Raw genomic sequence first — 16428 nt, forward strand, 5'->3', positions numbered from 1 at the left:
GCTGCCCGCCCGTCCGTGACACGGGGCCGATGTAATGCGCGTCACACTCGCATCCGCGCGACCGGCGCACGAAGGTCCGGCGCGCAGGCGCGTCAGGCATGGAGGCGGTCGGAGTCCTGGGTGGAGGCGGTCTCAGCCGAGGCGGTCCAGGAGCCAGCGGGGCCCGACGACGGACGCGCCGGCCGACTCGGCGCGTCGGCGCAGCTCGCGATCGGCGGTCACGACGGTCCGGCGCTCGTCCGCCTCGGGCACGGCGAGCAGGGCGATGGTGTCGTCGCCGCTGCCCGGCGCCGCCACCACCCGTACGCCGGGAACGCTCGGCACGCCCCGCGCGGCGCCTTCGGTGACCAGGATGATCTCCGGATGGGCAAGGCCCGGGCCCTCTCCCGGCAGCCCCTCCACCCCGCCGAGGGCGGCGAGCCGGTCGCGCAGCCGCGCGGCGGCACCGGCCCGGTCCCGCCACCAGCCGTCGGCCCGGGAGCCCACGACGTTCGCGCCGTCGACGATGAGAACGGGCTTCATGAGGCCACCATGCCCCATCGCGTCTGATCGAAGCGACAGGGTTGACTTCGAGCGCGCTCTAAATCGTTGGATCTTCGTATGACAACGAAATCGGCCCTGGTGACCGGGGCGAACAAGGGCATCGGACTGGAGATCGCTCGTGGACTGGCCCAGCACGGCTGTGCGGTGCTGGTGTCCTCGCGCGATCCGAGCCGAGGCGAGGAGGCGGTCGCCGCCCTGAGCGCCGAAGGCGGCGAGTTCCACCACGTCCGGCTCGACGTCACGGACGAGTCGTCGATCGCCGAGGCGGCGCGCTGGATCGACGATCGCTTCGGACGGCTCGACATCCTGGTCAACAACGCCGGAATCACCGACAGCCCCGTGAGCGGCCCGCCGAGCGAGACGGACGTGGCCGCGATGCGGACGGTCTATGAGACCAACGTGTTCGGGGTGGTGGCCGTGACGAACGCGATGCTGCCGCTGCTGAGGCGTTCGCCGGCGGGCCGGATCGTCAACGTCTCCAGCCGCCTGGCGTCGATCAGCGGGCACGCGGCGCCCGACTCGACGATGCCGGCGTTCCTGGCCTACGGGTCGTCCAAGTCGGCGCTGAACGCGATCACCGTGCAGTACGCCAAGGAGCTGCGGCAGACCGCGATCAAGATCAACGCGGTCGAGCCCGGTCATTGCGCCACCGACCTCAACGGCCACCGGGGCGCCCGTACGCCGGCGCAGGGCGCCAAGGTCGCCGTCGACCTGGCCCTGGTCGGCGAGGACGGACCCACGGCCGGCTACTTCGACGAGAACGGCCCGCTGCCCTGGTAGAGCACCGTACGGCCGCCGGCGATCAGGAGAGGAGGCCGAGGAGCCAGCCCGGGTCGGCGACCGCCGCGCCCGCCGCCTGCGTACGCCGCCTCCGCTCCGGGTCGCCCGTGACGACGACGCGATGCTCGTCCGGGGCGCCCGGTGCGGCCAGCTCGGCGAACGCCTCGGCACCGGCCGGCACCGCCACGACCCGTACGCCGTCGACGCCGGGGACGTCCGCGTCGTCGGCGGCGATGACGATCTCCGGGTAGGACAGGTCGGCGGCCGCGCCGGGGAGGTCCGCGATCGGGCCGAGGGCGGCGAGCCGGTCGCGCAGCCGTACGAGGGCGGCGCCATCGACCCGGCGACCGCCGTCCGTCCCGTCGAGGGCGGCGTCGTCGACCGGGCGACCGCCGTCGGTCCCGTCGAGGGCGGCGGCGTCCACGACGAGCACCGGCCGGACGAGCGCCTCGCGGAGCCTGGACCAGCCGTCGGCGAACGCCGGGAACAGCTTCTTGCGGGGCACCTCGTCGACGTGGACCCAGGCGACGGCGGCGGTCTCGAAGGACGCGCGGCGGACGCGGGGCCGCTCGTCGACCGAGGCGATCACCGTCTCGTACGACCAGCCGCCGTGGTGTTCGCCGACGAGGCCGTGGACCCGGACGACGGACGGGTCGAGTGTGCTCTCCTCCCCCGCTTCGCGCAGCGCCCCGGTGATCGCGTCCTCGTGGCTGTGGCGGGCGCCCCCGAGGATGCCCCAGGTGCCGCCGCCGATCGACAGGAGGGTGCGTTTCTGGAGGAGGACGTGGGGGCCGTCGAGACCCGGGTGATAGAGGAGCAGACCGGCGGCGCCGTGCCGTCCCCAGTGGCGATGACCCGCGTCGCAACTCACCCAGCCGTCCCCGTCGCCCATACCAGTGAGGGTAACCGGCAGGTCGGGGCGGCATCCGCCGGAAACCACCCGCACAGCGGGCTTGACCACTGGTTTTTCGGGCATTGACGCGGCCTTCCAGGGGAGTTAGCTTCCGACCAACTGGAAAGAATGTTTTCTTTTCGGCCAGTACGGCGCCGTGCTCCTCCCCCCGCCAGTCTCAGAGGAGCCGAACTTGAGACGGACCATTCTCCGGCTCGTCGTCGCGTTCGCGGCGACGGCCCTCCTCGCCCTGCCCCACGCCACTCCGGACGCCCGCGCGGCCACCGCTCCCACCGCCACCTTCACCAAGGACTCCGGCTGGGGCACCGGTTACCAGGGCAAGTACACGATCACCAACGGCGGATCCACGACCCTCAACGGCTGGAAGGTCGAGTTCGACGTGCCCGCCGGCGGATCCGTCGGGTCGTACTGGGACGCGCTGATGACCCAGAGCGGCACGCACTACACCTTCACCAACCGCGACTACAACGGCACCCTCGCGCCCGGCGCCTCGGCGAGCTTCGGCTGGCTCGGCGCACCCGAGTCGGCGACGCCGCTGAACTGCAAGCTGAACGGGCAGTCCTGCGACGGCAGTGGGGGCGGCGGGGGCGACACCTCACCGCCGACGGTGCCCACCGGCCTGCGCGTCAGCGGCACGACGTCCAGTTCCATCAGTCTCGCCTGGACCGCATCCACCGACAACGTCGGCGTCACGGACTACCGCGTGTACGAGGGGTCCACGGTGGTCGCCACGACGACCACGACCAGCGCCACGATCGGCGGGCTGGCCGCGAGCAGCAGCCACACCTACACCGTCACCGCGCGGGACGCGGCCGGGAACGAGTCCGCCAAGAGCGCGGCGGTCACCGGGACCACGCAGGCCGGCGGCGGTGGCGGCGGCTCGTACCAGAAGGTCGGCTACTACCCCCAGTGGGGCATCTACGGCCGCAACTTCTGGATCAAGAACCTCGACACGACGGGTGCGGCCGGGAAGCTGACCGTGCTCAACTACGCGTTCGAGAACCTCGACCCGACCAACCTGACCTGCCTGGAGACCACGAAGAGCACGTCGACCAACCCGGCGGACCCCGACCAGGGCACCGGGGCCGGTGACGCGTACGCCGACTACGGCGCCTCGGTGTCGGCGGCCAACAGCGTCGACGGCGTCGGCGACACCTGGGACCAGAAGGTCAAGGGCAACTTCAACCAGATTAAGAAGCTGAAGGCCAAGTACCCGAACCTGAAGGTGCTCGTGTCGATCGGCGGCTGGACGTACTCGAAGTTCTTCTCCGACGCCGCCAAGACGGACGCCGGGCGCAAGAAGCTCGTCAGCTCCTGCATCGACATGTTCATCAAGGGCAACCTGCCGGCGTCGTCCGACGGAACCGGCGGCGCCGGGACCGGCGCGGGCGTGTTCGACGGCATCGACGTCGACTGGGAGTGGCCCGGCAGCCCGGACGGGCACCCGGGCAACCACTACGACCCGAGCGACAAGGCGAACCTCACCGCGCTGCTCGCGGAGTTCCGCAGCCAGCTGAACGCCCTGGGCAGCGGGTACCTGCTGACCGCCTTCACCCCGGCCGACTCCGTCAAGGTCAACGCCGGCTGGGACCTGTCCAAGATCTTCAACTCCCTCGACTTCGCCAACGTGCAGGGATACGACTTCCACGGCGCGGGCAGCGACAACTCCTGGGAGCCGACCCGCACCGGCCACCAGGCGAACCTGTACGTCGACACGGACGACCCGTACTCCACCCACTTCAGCGTCGACTCGGCGGTGAAGATCTACACCGACGCGGGGGTGAGCACCCGCAAGCTGACGATCGGGATCCCGTTCTACGGCCGGGGCTGGCAGCAGGTGGCCGACGGCGGCAAGAACGGCGAGTGGCAGTCGGCGAACGGCGCGGCGCCCGGCGACTTCCCGGAGGAGGCCGGGACCCGGGGTTACAAGAACATCGCCGCGAACGTCCCGGGCTGCACGGTGCAGCATGACGAGCAGGCCGTCGCGACGTACTGCTACACGGGCGCGAACGGCCAGTGGTGGACGTTCGACGACCCCTGGTCGATCGGGAAGAAGACCGACTACATCAAGTCCAAGAACCTGCTCGGCGCGATGATCTGGGAGATGTCCGGGGACACCGGCACCCTGATGACCGCGCTGTCCTCGGGTCTCGGCTGACCCATCGTGGGCCGGCGCCACCAGGGCGCCGGCCCACGCTCGCGCTCAGCGCGGCAGGAGTCCCTGATCGACGACGCCCATCACGGCCCGCGCCGCCGAGGGGATCCGCTCGCGCGGAATCTGCCCGTCCACGATGAGCGCGGCCAGTCCCTGCATCACGCAGCGCATGGTCAGCAGGACGGCGTCGATCGAGTCGGCGTGGACGTCCCCCGCCCGGATCGCCTCGGCGATCACGGTGCGCATGATCGCGTACGCCTCGGACTCGGCGGCTTCGAGGACGGGGTGAGCGGCCCGGTCGGGCACCGTTCCGCCGAACATCAGCCGGTAGAGAGCCGGCTCGGCGTCCGCGAACGCGAGGTAGCGCTGCCCGATGACGTGCATGCGGTCGAGCGGGCGGGCCCCTTCCGCCTCGGACATCGTGGCCGCCAGCTCCCGGAACCCCTCGGCCATCACCGCCGCGAGCAGCGACTCCTTGTCGGGGAAATGCCGGTACGGCGCGGCGGCCGAGACGCCCGCCCGCGCGGCTGCGGCGCGGAGCGTGAGGCCCGCGACGCCCTGGTCCCGAACGAGCTCGCGGCCGGCGTCGACGAGGGCGCGCCGAAGGTCGCCGTGGTGGTACGCCGTCTTGCGAGGCGATGTTGACACCGTTAATATCCCTCCATGTAAGCAGTGTTAACTTTACCCGCCGGCACGATCCCCGCGCCACGGCGCGACGAGCCCGCACGACCGGAGGAGGCGCCCGTGACCGTCTGGGCCGGCAGAATCCTGATGTTCCTGGCCACCGCCCATCTCGTGACCACCACCGCGCTGAGCCACGCCCACCTGTCCGCGTTCCTCCAGGGAGACCTGTGGCTCCCGGAGCACGGTCTGAGCGACCTCAGCCCCGAGCTGGGCGCCTACTGGCTGACGGTCGGCAGCTTCGGCCTGCCGCTCCTGCTGCTCGGCGCGGTCGTGGTCTCCACCGGCCGGGCGGGACGGACGCTCCCCCCATACCTCGGATGGGGGCTCGTCGCCTGGACGCTCGCCGGCTCACTGCTCCTCGAGCCGACTCCGATGATCCTCGTCCTCATCCCCGCGGGAATGCTCATCGCCGCACGCCGGCGGGCGGGCGACGGGACCGCCGCCGCGCCTCGCGTACGCGCTTAGGACCTGGTTGGCCGTGCCCCGGTGAGGCCCGTCGGAATAGGGTTGCCTCATGGTGGATGCCGGAGCAGTGGTCGACCTGTTGAAGGACGCGCGTGAACGCCGCACCGCGCCGTTGATCCTCGAACTCGATCTCACCGACGGGATCGTCGAAGGGCCGCCCGCCGACCCGGTGACCGCGGTCGTGTCGATGCGCCGGGCCCACCTGCGCGACGTCCTCGACGGGCTGCGGAAGGGCCGTTCGGACCCGCGGGTGCGGGCGCTCATCGTACGGATCGGCGGCAACCGGCTCGGCCTCGCCGTCGCCCAGGAGCTGCGGGCGGCCGTCCAGGCGTTCCGCCAGGCGGGGAAGCTGACCGTGGCCTGGGCGGAGTCGTTCGGGGAGACCGGCCGCGGCACCGTCCCGTACTATCTCGCGACCGCGTTCGAGCGGATCTACCTGCAGCCGTCCGGCGACCTGGCGCTGACCGGCGTCGCGCTGGAGGAGCCCTTCTTCAACGAGGCCCTCGAGAAGGCCGGGATCACTCCGCGGTTCGCCAAGCGGCACGAGTACAAGACGGCCGCGAACACCTTCATGGAGCGTTCGTACACGCCCGAGCACCGGGAGATGTCCGACCGCATCGTGTCCTCCGTCGGCGAGCAGGTGGTCGCGGGCGTGGCCGCCGGGCGCGGGCTTCCCGAGGAGCTCGTCCGCGAGCTGATCGACCGGGCGCCGCTGCTGGGTTCGGAGGCCCTCGAGGCCGGCCTGGTCGACCGGCTGGCCTACCGCGACGAGGTGTACGCCGAGATCCGGGAGGCGGCGCGGGGATCCGGCGCGGACGGGGAGGTCCGGCTGCGCTACGTCGCGCGCTACAACCGCGGTCAGGGCGTCAAGAAGCGGATCCCGCGTCCGCAGCAGGACGTCGTCGCGCTCATCCAGGGGCATGGGCCGATCCGGCTGGGCCGCAGCGGCCGCAGCCTTCTGCCCGGGCAGAGCGCGTCGATCGGCTCGGACACCGTCGCGGCGGCGTTCCGTGCGGCGGTCCGGGACGACAAGGTCAAGGTGATCGTGTTCCGGATCGACAGCCCCGGCGGCTCGTACGTCGCCTCGGACACGATCTGGCGCGAGGTCGTCCTCGCCCGCAAGGCGGGCAAGCCGGTCATCGTGTCGATGGGCAACGTCGCGGCGTCCGGCGGCTACTTCGTCGCCGCCCCCGCCGACACGATCGTCGCGCAGCCGGGCACGCTCACCGGGTCGATCGGGGTCGTCTTCGGCAAGCCCGTCGTCGGGGACCTGCTCGACCGGCTCGGCATCGGGCTGGGCACCGTCGAGCACGGGGCGCACGCCCGGATGTACGCGCCGACGCGCGACTTCACCGACGAGGAGTGGACGCGGGTCAACACCTTCCTCGACCGGGTGTACGACGACTTCGTCGGCAAGGTCGCCGAGGGCCGGTCCATGTCCCGCGACCGCGTGCACGAGCTGGCCCGGGGCCGGGTGTGGACCGGGGCGGACGCCCACGAGCGGGGGCTGGTCGACGAGCTCGGCGGCCTGGCGTACGCGGTCGACCTGGCGCGGAAGAAGGCCGGGCTGCCCGTCGACGCGCCGGTGCGGACCTACCCCCGCGTCACGCCGCTCGATCGCCTGCGCCCGGCCGAGTCCAGCGACGACCGTACGGCGGCGAGCGCCCGGGTGGGCACCTGGGGGCCGATCACGGGGATCGCGACGCGCCTCGGCCTGCCGTCCGGCGGCCCGCTCATGCTCCCGGGCACCTGGGAGATCCGTTGACGCCCAGCGGCATCGAGCCGTTCGCGCCGTGACCGAAGGCGAGGTTCCCGACTTCACCGACGCGCTCGCGACGTTCGCGACCGGAGTCGTGGTCGTGACCGTTCGCGACGGACGCGACGACATCGGCACGACGCTGACCGCGTTCTCCTCCGTGTCCCTCGATCCGCCGATGGTGCTGGCCGGAATCGACGGCACGTCGTACCTCAGCGAGGTGCTGCACCGGTGCGAGCGCTGGGCCGTGACCGTGCTGGCCGCGGACCAGCGGGCGCTCGCCGGTCGGTTCGCCGCGGCGGGCCGGCCGAGCGCCCGGTTGCTGATCGCCGGGGAGCCCCACCATCGGGGGGCACGGTCCGAGGCACTGGTGATCGAGGGCGGAGCGGCCGCGATGGAGTGCGAGACCCGGCAGCGTGTCACCGCGGGTGACCATGTGCTGTTCATCGCCGAGGTCCTCACCGTCGACTACATCGACACCGGGCGGCCGCCGCTGATCCGCGTCAACCGCCGATACCGCTGACGAGCACGATCACCGCCACCAGGGCGACGAACGATTGACCTCAGATCCAATGCGACATAACGAGTTTGACCTCTTCCGCAATTACGGGAATCACAGTCGGGCGGGTATGCGCTATAGCATTCAATGAAATCTGCCATTTCGCGACCGCCAATGCTTCGGCGAGAAGATGGTCCATAACTTCACTTTTCTCAAATTCGGCTATCGAATCACCATCGCAAAGCACCTCTACTATTCCAACCAGCGTTCGCGCACGCCAGTAGCTGTCAGAAATATCCCGCACCCATGTTCGCGCAAGATCAATTGAACCAAGCCTTGCAGCAGCAATTGCCAGCACAGAAATAGCACCAGCCTCGCGCTGTCCATCTGACCGATTACTTACAACTTCTCGCTGTTCTTGTAGGAGATCTATGGCTCGACGGGCATTGCCGTTGCGTGCGTTAACGATCGCCAGATCAATAATAGACTGGGTCCGCTCCTCAACATCAGCGATCTCAACAACAGCAGACTCGGAAACCTCCAGGAGATACGTCGCCGACTCAGGATCAACAGTCGAAGAGAGGGACTCGGAAACCTCCAGGAAAGCTCGCGCTCGCCAGTACGAGTCGTCTATTCCTTCGGCAATCTCTTGCGCACGCCGGACCTCGCCAGCCGACGCCAATCCCCGAGCCAGATCAGTAAGTGCCTGCGCCCGCCAATATCGATCATTAATCGAAAGCGCAAATCTTTGCGCACGGTCAAGATCTCCCAAGTTCGCCGCAGCGCCAACAAGATCCATTAGTACCCGAGCCCGGTGATCCCCCCCACCACTGACGCCAGACACGAGTTCCTCAGCCTGCGCAATCAAACGCGACGCATAAGCTGCTTCCCCACGAACCGCCGCTTGACTGGCGACCGCAACCAACCCCTGCGCCTTCCACTCCCGGCCTGCAGCACGACCAGCCAGGCCTTCGGCGCGCCGAAGATCCCCGATACGAGCAACCAGCCCCGCAAGCTCCACCAGCAACCTATCACCCTCACCCGACTCATAAATTGAATCCAACAACAGCTCGACATCGTGTATAAGGGATTGCAGCTGAGCTTGATCTCCGTCAACGGACACGAATACGCTAAGCAGCTCAAGCAATGTCCTGGCGCACCCAAAGGCGTCATCTATAGTCGAAGCGGCTTGACAAGCCCTATTAAGAAGTTCCTCGACCTCATCCGCGCCATTTACAGAAGCCATCGCTCTCGCAAGCTCAGCGAGAGTTTGGGCACGCCGTACAGGCGATTCGAGAGTTTCCGCCGCATTCTCAGCGGTGCGGACGACCGTTATAACAGAGTCGAGCAAGACCTCGCCCCGGTTCTGGGCAAGAACAGCAGCCAGAGTTCGCGCACATACCTCAACATCGGACAGCGTTTCAGTCAATCTCAAAGCTAGATTAATATCCCCTGCCACCGCAGCGGCAATTGCCAGATCCCCGATTATCTCGATTCTTCGCTCGGGATCGACGGCCATACGGGCAGTCCGCTCCGCTTCAGCGACGAACTCATTCGCTTGATCATAATCCTCAAGTTGAACAGATACGGTAGCGAGCTGAGACAAAAGGTATGCTTTTCGATAAGGATCTCGAAAGAGTGGTATTAGTTTGCGCGCTCTAACAAGCAGGCGTTCGGCGTCATTAGCCGCCCCCGAATTAAGTACAGATACTGCAGCTTCGATGATTAATTTCACAGCCCGCTCCACACCCGATAGATAGTGTATAGCGCGATCGAGATAGTCCGAGCTTATCGAATTATCTGGAGCGGAAAGTGCAGCGATAGCCTCAGCCCTCAGAAAAGGGTCCGCGACATGGTTAAGCAGCGCAGCGGCGCTTTCACCGTTACCGTTGCGTGCGTTAACGATCGCCAGATCAATAATAGACTGGGTCCGCTCCTCAACATCAGCGATCTCAACAACAGCAGACTCGGAAACCTCCAGGAGATACGTCGCCGACTCAGGATCAACAGTCGAAGAGAGGGACTCGGAAACCTCCAGGAAAGCTCGCGCTCGCCAGTACGAGTCGTCTATTCCTTCGGCAATCTCTTGCGCACGCCGGACCTCGCCAGCCGACGCCAATCCCCGAGCCAGATCAGTAAGTGCCTGCGCCCGCCAATATCGATCATTAATCGAAAGCGCAAATCTTTGCGCACGGTCAAGATCTCCCAAGTTCGCCGCAGCGCCAACAAGATCCATTAGTACCCGAGCCCGGTGATCCCCCCCACCACTGACGCCAGACACGAGTTCCTCAGCCTGCGCAATCAAACGCGACGCATAAGCTGCTTCCCCACGAACCGCCGCTTGACTGGCGACCGCAACCAACCCCTGCGCCTTCCACTCCCGGCCTGCAGCACGACCAGCCAGGCCTTCGGCGCGCCGAAGATCCCCGATACGAGCAACCAGCCCCGCAAGCTCCACCAGCAACCTATCACCCTCACCCGACTCATAAATTGAATCCAACAATAGGTCCATATTTCCAGAATCGCCAGATCGTACAGACACAGCAATGGCGCGTAGGAGAGCTTCGGCCCGTTTGTCGAAACTACCGATAGCTGTAGCCATCCGTTCGACTTGACTCGAATTATCATGGCGGGCCACCGCCCTGGCGTGCGCGCCCCACGCAACCATCCGCCAATCGTCGTCAGGCACCAATTTAACGATGTTCTCTACAAAGTCGTAATCACCAAATTCTGCAGCTGAGACCGCAAGACAGATCAGCGCAACAATCCGAAACTCGGGGTTCGAAATTGCGGAAGCTAGCGCCTCCGCCTTATCAAGAAGACCTAGCAATCCCAAGACCTGTGGAAGGTTCGGTGGAATACGTGAATTCCGACCTTCGAGACTTACCCGATGGACAGCTAGCCGCACCATCGAGTTTAGATCTGGCGCCATAGCCCGTAGCACCAGGGATTGAGCAGCACGAATTTCGGCTAGCGCAGCGGCATCTCCTCCCGTTACTGCGAATAGACGATCCTGGCGTCGTATGTCAATAGCATACGAAACAAGGCGGCGCCAGTCAGATGACTGCTCGATCAAACGAGCATATTCACCTAGGAGGTAGTAGGGCGTTGCAGCCAACCATCCTGCCTCTTTATAACTATCAGCCCATGAATGCAGATGGCCTCGGTATTGCTCCAAGAGCAGTTCGCCGATCTGTTCTTGTGCCGATTCCTGCAGCGTCTCATGCGCAAAGATATATACCCGCTCACGTTCTCGATTAGGGTGGCTAATCAAGCGCTGGTTAATGACGCGGCCGAGTGAGCTTTCGATTTGCCCTTCGACCAAATATGGAGGCTGCTGGACGAGTTCGCACATATCAGCTGCCGTTAGGCCTCCTCCGGAGGCGGCGATGAAGCCGATGATGTCTCGTACTAGTGGCGTCCCATTCAGCAAGTGCCGCAGTTCCCGGACGGCTTGATCCTTGATATTCCGAGCTTTAGTCGACGGTTCGAGAAACGTAGGAGGACACGTTCGGAGCGGGTGATCCGGCACAACCTCCGCTGGGAGAGGCGGGTGGCTGCGCCGCGTTACGATGACTTGGAGTCCAGGAATTGGCTGTTTTGGCAGCAGAGATGCGATACTGGAACGGTCGACATCCTGTTGGGCTCCGATGTCTTCATCCAAGCCATCAACGACAAGCACGAGCCGACGCCCCAAGGAGATGGCACGCGATGCGGCCTCTCTCAGGAGGAGCCGACGATGTCCATCGCGGGCTCTCAATGTAGTAAGGGAAGGCACCGCAGTCTCTAGATAGGCAGCCAGTTGTTCGATTAGCGCTTCGTTAAAAGCGTCGCTATCAGCCTGACTACTTAGTCTTGCTGTAACGAAGAACGAGACTACGTCAACTCCAGCCGGAGGATGGAGCACAAACCAAGAGGTCAGTGCAGTTTTTCCAGCCCATGGTGGCGCTTGCAAATGCATATAGAACCGGTTGCTTGCGCAGAATTGAGCTAGCTCCTCGAGTTCTGCTTGCCGTCCTTGAAGTCCGCCGGCCGGGGCAATATCTTGGATCTGTTCGCGATAGGCGGACAGGACAAACTCCTCTGCCGTACGCGGTGTGACGTCGTACAGACCTTGGCCGTTGCCTGTCAAACCAAGCAGCTGGCCCAGACGCTGTCGGTCAGCCTCTGCGGCCGTTTCCAAGCATCGATCGATGCGCGATACGGTTAGTCTATTCAAGCCTTCACGCTGATCATCAAAAGACACGACTCCGACGACTTTTCCAGCCGCCCAAACGGCCGAACCGGACATTCCTTCCCACGGAGATACCGCCGGATCTGTGTCTCGCTCTGGCGGACTTACGTTTAGCTCAAACGTACCGCTACGCCGGTTTGATAGAACTGCGGTCCAGCCCACCGCATGATGATGATCGCGATACCGGGACGTTGACCCATCCCGCCCCGTAACATCGTCTCTTAACTTGAACCTTGGGAAGCCGATAGCATGCATTTCGACGACGGCAGCCCGATCGGTAAGCGTCCCAAAAGTCGCCGAAGACTCTTTATCGCGATTTGCGCGCGCTTCGAGTAGTAGTACTGTGACGTCACCAACAGAGAACCACTCAGAGGCTCGGATAATAAGCTCATCGTCGGTGTCAGCGTCGAGCCGCACCTGCATATCGGTCGCGCCCTGGACGACATGAGTAGCGGTCAAGACTCGGTCTGGTGAGATCAAATACCCGGAACCTCGACGAGATGCACTATCAACGCCGAGGACAATAACTTCGGCTACGCAATGGATATCTACGCCCTTAAGGCGCCGACCGCCATCGGTACCTACTGTCATATCTACTCTAGCGTTCGCCACTAATCGTTTTTCCTGCAATTGAGACACGCTCGTTAGGCGCGGTAACCCGATGCGGATCGAGCACTAGACGAATCTGTTGAGTAGTGCCCGATGATCGCTTGGCGCTGGCCCCTCCATCGAGCACCATGAAGCGGACCTTACCACTAGCCTCTCCGGTAATCTCGATCGTGACAGCAAGTTCTAGCTCCACCGATGCCAACTCAAAGCGCAGATCTTCATCAGCTCCCTCATGAATCGCCTTACTGAGTTCCTCGCGTAGTTGCCGGATCACTTCTGATAGTTGAAGCTGCCGACTCATGGCTCTCCCTTGTTAACCAGTCTGAAACTACTCGCAGCCCACTGACCTATCTGAGTCTAGATCACTCGTGATTTTAGCAAAGATCGCCTCAGCTTGATTCCCATAGACGGCAATATCGGCCAAAATATTAAATACGCGCTCATAGTCTTCCAATTCGCTGCGCTGAGTCAGCCTAAGATCCGCAGTCAGCGTTTCAATAAGGACTTGACTGCTGTCGAACATCCAAAATCCGTGATCGATATTGACGTGCCATTCGACACCTACAGGCAACACACCCAATTTTACGTTGTCCGCAGACACCCCCTGCAGGAATCGGACTTGCCGTTGCATCACTGCCTTGTCGGCATACGCTCCAGAGCGCAGGCCGAATTCGGCTACCAAGAAATGGAACCGCATTTCCTTGCGACGAAGCACTTCTTGTCGTGCCATTCGCATTGCGACCGCATCTTCGAGGTCCCCCGAGGAGCGGTCATGGAGGCGCGCGCGCACCTGAAGCCGAAGACGAGCGTATTCAGGGGTTTGCAATAGGCCTGGCACAAAATGCGGCTCAAATACACGCAAGCTAAGTGCTCTTTCCTCAAATTCGAGCCGCCGTAGCTGGAGTGCTCGACCACTCTGGCCACGGCTCTGATGAAAATCTCTTTCAAGTGCAATCAACTGTTCATATATTTCAGACGCCGCATACATGCTCGATGTAGCTGTTAGCCATGTCGCGACTTCACCGCTCGAAGGAACTTCCTGGCCAGACTCAATCATTACAACTTTGGACGAAGGCCATCCAGCTGCTGTGGCCATCTGGTTAACGCTCATACCAGCCCCACGACGCAACTTACGAAGGCTATCACCAAAGTCTGCTCTACTGGACGAAACGTCAGGCATTAGCCGCTTTCATGTAATCTGTGTAATACAGGGCAAAGATACCTCTCGCAAGTGACGTAACGCCAATATAGTGCACACTATCCAGCCGCCAACAGCTCATGTCATTATCGAGACTGATCACACGTAGACGGTTGGTCAAATCGACCTCCAGTAGCGATGTCCCCTCGCACTATGACGATCCGTCAATAGCGCATTTATGTCGAGACTGCACCAACGGCGGGTAGATGTCAAGAAAGATCAATTACACGGGCAACGATCTTGGACGCGGCATTAGCTTGAGTCAGCCTTGGAGGGCGTTTCGGTCACGTGGTAGTGCGGCATCTGAATGCGTTCTGCTGGGGACCAGCGACCGCTGGGTCGTGACGGCGCTGGTCACGGTCCAGCGGGGGCTCGGCCGGTCCGCCGCAGCGGGGCCAGCCGAGCCTCCGATTGCTGATCGCCGGGAGCCCCACCATCGGGGCTCGCGGTCCGGGGCGCTCGTGATCGAGGGTGGAGCGGCCGCGCTGGAGTGCGAGGCCCGGCAGCAGGTCACCGCGGGTGACCATATGCTGTTCATCGCCGAGGTCCTCGCCGTCGACTACGTCGACGCCGACCGGCCGCCGCTGATCCGCGTCAACCGCCGATACCGCTGACGAGAACGATCATCGCCAGCAGGGCGACGATCCCGAAGATCGCCCGGGCGGTCTCCCGCATCCGCAGGCCGCGCATCTCGGCGAGGCGGGCCTTGTACATGCCCCAGTTCCGGTGGGCCTGACGGGCGCGTTCGGAACGCGCGCCGATGAAGAGGGCGACGATCACGGCGAGAACGATGTACATGAAGAGCCTCCATCCGGGGAGAGGGCGGTTGCGCGGACGGGTGGCCGGGCGTCGGCGACGGCGTCCGGCGAGGTGAGGCGGGCCGACCGGGAGCCCGTGACGGCCGGCGAGGTGAGGCCGACCGACCAGGGGGCCCGAGACTGCCGTACGGTGCATGGGGCGGCGCCGCGCCGGAGCTCCCGCGTGATGATCACCACGCCGATGCAGGTGACGAGCGGCAGGAAGGCCAGCATGGCCAGTACGAGAGCGAGCCAGGCCGGCACGTGGAGCAGGTAACCGCCGGTGATGAAGGGCGCGCTGGCGATCAGTCCGGCGAGCGCCGTCTTCAGGCCTGCCGTGGCCATCCCGCTCGGTGAGTGGACGGGTTCGTCCGAAGCGGTCCGCAGCCGCAGGTCCCCCATCGTGGCGGTCATCTCGTGCGTCTGCCGCTCGATGGCCACGTCCGCGCGGCCGGTCGGCTCTTCGCCCTCGCCGAGGTCGATCTCGTCAATCTGTTCTCTGCGCACCGCTCGTCTCCTATGAGCTGGAGCAGTCAGGAGGGCGCATCGGGTCGATCCGCCAGTGCCGTCCGGCGCCCGAGGTCTCTGGCCTCACGCGTTCGTTCACGCGCCCGGCGCTTATGGCTGTAGTCACGCGTCCGGTGGTGCTCATGCGCTCATTTGCGCAGCGGCTGCCTCGATGAAGGCCACGGTCTCCTCTTCGGGCAACGCCAGCTGTCGCAGGTGGTCGAATGCCTCTCGGTAGGCCGCGATCTGCTCACTGTCAGCGACGGTTAGGTCACCGCCGCGGGCATTCTCGAGATAGAGAATTCCGGCAGGACCGGTGTCGAAGCCGAGAATGGTGAATTCGCCACGCAAGCCGAAATGTGACCCTTTATCGAAGGGGATCAATTCGATCGTCACATCCGGCATACGTGCGATCTCCAGGATGTGAGCGAGCTGGCGCGGCATGATCGTAGGATCACGTTGCACGCCGACCCGTCGTCGGATCACCGCCTCATCCAGAATGTAGTGCTGCCGTGGCCGGTCCTCGCGATTGAACACCTTGTCCTGCCGCAGCAGGCGGACCTCGATGACCGGCTCGGCCGTACGGGCGTCGGGGAAGTATTCGATGGTCAGTGCGCGCGAGTATTCCTCGGTCTGCAGAAGGCCGGGCACGAGGAGCGGTGAGAACCACCGTAGGCTCGATGCCCCGAGTTCGTAGCCGAGGTACGTCGCATAGGCGCTGTCCAAGTCGCCCTTGTATGGATCCCACCAGCCGCGGGTCCGCGCGCCACGTGCGAGCGCGGCGAGCTCCCGGATTCGCGCCTCGTCGTTGACCCCGCAATATCTCAGCAGCGCCTGAAGGTCGGTTGTCGATATACCGACGTTTCCGCCCTCGATCCTGATGAGTTTCGACGGGGACCAATCCAGCGCGCGGGCGACCTCCTCCTGCGTCTTCCCGGCGTCGCGGCGTATCCGCTGGAGCTCGGCGGTCAGCCGCGCGCGTTGAACGACAGGGCCGGGATCCGAAGCCATCTTCTTCCCCTTGCCGGTCAAGATCGAGAATCCGGGGGTCTGCGATCTTGCCTTCTGCGACCTCGCAACGAGCTCAGATTAAATCAGCTAGGTGGCAAAACGCCATACCCGCACCGAGCGAGGTAGCAATCATCCACCCGGACAGTCACTACGGGGTGTGCACGCCGATCGTATTGGCACGTTCCAATTCGGTTTGGCGACAGCAGGCATACGTGTAGACCAGCAGGAATGGCGCTCGCCTCGCTTTTTGTGGCGCGAGACCACGGGGAACGAGCGA

15 protein-coding genes are annotated in these 16428 nt (G+C 64.6%); 6 read left to right on the top strand and 9 right to left on the bottom strand.

Annotated features, from left to right (window positions below; translation table 11 throughout):
- Positions 1-132: 132 nt before the first annotated feature.
- A complete protein-coding gene (locus tag ABEA24_RS42065) occupies positions 133-522 on the bottom strand; it encodes a PIN domain-containing protein (RefSeq protein WP_345439225.1) in 390 nt (129 codons plus the stop codon).
- Positions 523-600: 78 nt separating this feature from the next.
- Here ABEA24_RS42065 and ABEA24_RS42070 point away from each other — a divergent pair, with 78 nt between their 5' ends.
- Complete coding sequence (locus ABEA24_RS42070; protein ID WP_345439227.1) at positions 601-1323, top strand: SDR family oxidoreductase; 723 nt, start codon at positions 601-603, stop codon at positions 1321-1323.
- 22 nt (positions 1324-1345) lie between these two features.
- On the opposite strand, the gene ABEA24_RS42075 is transcribed toward ABEA24_RS42070, so the two are convergent.
- Entirely contained in the window at positions 1346-2215 is an 870-nt protein-coding gene (locus tag ABEA24_RS42075) for an NUDIX domain-containing protein (RefSeq protein ID WP_345439229.1), read from the bottom strand.
- A 193-nt stretch (positions 2216-2408) separates the two neighbouring features.
- On the opposite strand from ABEA24_RS42075, the gene ABEA24_RS42080 reads away from it, so the two are divergent.
- A complete protein-coding gene (locus ABEA24_RS42080) occupies positions 2409-4394 on the top strand; it encodes a glycosyl hydrolase family 18 protein (protein WP_345439230.1) in 1986 nt (661 codons plus the stop codon).
- Between the two features lie 45 nt (positions 4395-4439).
- On the opposite strand, the gene ABEA24_RS42085 is transcribed toward ABEA24_RS42080, so the two are convergent.
- Positions 4440-5039: a TetR/AcrR family transcriptional regulator gene (locus ABEA24_RS42085; protein WP_345439232.1), complete on the bottom strand. Its 600-nt coding sequence runs from the start codon at positions 5037-5039 to the stop codon at positions 4440-4442.
- A 96-nt stretch (positions 5040-5135) separates the two neighbouring features.
- On the opposite strand from ABEA24_RS42085, the gene ABEA24_RS42090 reads away from it, so the two are divergent.
- The 3 genes from ABEA24_RS42090 to ABEA24_RS42100 are packed head-to-tail and all read left to right on the top strand — an operon-like array spanning position 5136 to position 7819.
- Positions 5136-5540 (top strand): DUF6463 family protein, encoded by a 405-nt coding sequence (locus ABEA24_RS42090; RefSeq protein ID WP_345439234.1) that lies wholly within the window; start codon positions 5136-5138, stop codon positions 5538-5540.
- A gap of 49 nt (positions 5541-5589) precedes the next feature.
- Positions 5590-7305 carry a signal peptide peptidase SppA gene (gene sppA / locus ABEA24_RS42095; RefSeq protein ID WP_345439236.1) on the top strand — a complete coding sequence of 572 codons (1716 nt, stop codon included), beginning with the start codon at positions 5590-5592 and terminating at the stop codon, positions 7303-7305.
- A gap of 28 nt (positions 7306-7333) precedes the next feature.
- Positions 7334-7819, top strand: a complete 486-nt coding sequence (locus ABEA24_RS42100; protein WP_345439238.1) for a flavin reductase family protein — start codon at positions 7334-7336, stop codon at positions 7817-7819.
- Positions 7820-7859: 40 nt separating this feature from the next.
- Here the strand turns inward: ABEA24_RS42100 and ABEA24_RS42105 are convergent, their stop codons facing one another.
- Genes ABEA24_RS42105 through ABEA24_RS42115 form a run of 3 tightly spaced genes read right to left on the bottom strand, consistent with a single transcriptional unit; the run spans position 7860 to position 13818 of the window.
- Positions 7860-12620 (bottom strand): trypsin-like peptidase domain-containing protein, encoded by a 4761-nt coding sequence (locus ABEA24_RS42105; protein WP_345439240.1) that lies wholly within the window; start codon positions 12618-12620, stop codon positions 7860-7862.
- 7 nt (positions 12621-12627) lie between these two features.
- The gene (locus tag ABEA24_RS42110; RefSeq protein WP_345439242.1) at positions 12628-12939 is read right to left on the bottom strand and encodes a trypco2 family protein; all 312 of its coding nucleotides are present in this window, start codon (positions 12937-12939) and stop codon (positions 12628-12630) included.
- 27 nt (positions 12940-12966) lie between these two features.
- Entirely contained in the window at positions 12967-13818 is an 852-nt protein-coding gene (locus ABEA24_RS42115) for a helix-turn-helix domain-containing protein (RefSeq protein ID WP_345439244.1), read from the bottom strand.
- 224 nt (positions 13819-14042) lie between these two features.
- Between ABEA24_RS42115 and ABEA24_RS42120 the strand changes: the two genes are divergently transcribed.
- The gene (locus ABEA24_RS42120; protein WP_345439246.1) at positions 14043-14450 is read left to right on the top strand and encodes a flavin reductase; all 408 of its coding nucleotides are present in this window, start codon (positions 14043-14045) and stop codon (positions 14448-14450) included.
- On the opposite strand, the gene ABEA24_RS42125 is transcribed toward ABEA24_RS42120, so the two are convergent.
- The 3 genes from ABEA24_RS42125 to ABEA24_RS42135 all read right to left on the bottom strand — a co-directional run bounded on the left by ABEA24_RS42125 (position 14431) and on the right by ABEA24_RS42135 (position 16172).
- A complete protein-coding gene (locus tag ABEA24_RS42125) occupies positions 14431-14634 on the bottom strand; it encodes a hypothetical protein (protein ID WP_345439248.1) in 204 nt (67 codons plus the stop codon). The two genes, ABEA24_RS42120 and ABEA24_RS42125, sit on opposite strands and share 20 nt — an antisense overlap.
- Positions 14613-15140, bottom strand: coding sequence for a hypothetical protein (locus ABEA24_RS42130; protein ID WP_345439250.1), 528 nt, complete (start codon positions 15138-15140; stop codon positions 14613-14615). Before ABEA24_RS42130 ends, ABEA24_RS42125 begins: the two co-directional genes overlap by 22 nt.
- A gap of 141 nt (positions 15141-15281) precedes the next feature.
- Entirely contained in the window at positions 15282-16172 is an 891-nt protein-coding gene (locus ABEA24_RS42135) for a helix-turn-helix domain-containing protein (protein ID WP_345439252.1), read from the bottom strand.
- Positions 16173-16428: the final 256 nt, after the last annotated feature.

This window comes from Actinoallomurus vinaceus (genome assembly GCF_039542055.1).
Taxonomy (GTDB): Bacteria; Actinomycetota; Actinomycetes; order Streptosporangiales; family Streptosporangiaceae; genus Actinoallomurus; species Actinoallomurus vinaceus.